Below are 491 nucleotides of genomic sequence, written 5' to 3' on the forward strand. Positions count from 1 at the left end.
CCAGAACGGATGGTCGTCCGGCAGCGGTTCGTGCTGGAACACGTCGAGCGTGGCCGCGGCGACCTGGCCGCTCGCGAGCGCGTCGAGCAGGTCGGCTTCGACGAGATGCGCGCCGCGCGCGACGTTGACGACGTACGCGCCGGGCGCGAGCCGCGCGAATGCACGCGACGACAGGATGCCGTCGGTGTCGCGCGTGCTCGGCAGCAGATTGACGAGCACCTTCGCGCCGTCGATGCACGCGTCGAACGCGCCGTCGCCGGCGAAGGTCGTGACGCCGTCGAGCTGCTTCGCGCTGCGGCTGTAGCCGCGCACCGGCACGCCGAGGGCGGCGAGCGCGCGGGCGACTTCGGCGCCGAGCACGCCGAGCCCGAGGACCGCGACGGTGAAGTTCGCGCGCGCATGCGGCTCGAGCGGCTGCCAGCGGCGCTCGCGCTGCTGCAGGTCGTATTCGTCGAAACGGCGCAGGTAGCGCAGCACCGCGTGCGTCACGT

General features: G+C 73.1%; 1 protein-coding gene. It reads right to left on the reverse strand.

The genetic code is table 11. The features are described 5' to 3' along the window. The coding region (locus tag M3666_RS16305) for an NAD(P)-dependent oxidoreductase (protein ID WP_251155802.1) at window positions 1-491 on the reverse strand (491 nt) is incomplete at both ends.

It is taken from the genome of Curtobacterium sp. ODYSSEY 48 V2 (assembly GCF_023712625.1).
In the GTDB taxonomy this organism is placed as follows: Bacteria; Actinomycetota; Actinomycetes; order Actinomycetales; family Microbacteriaceae; genus Curtobacterium.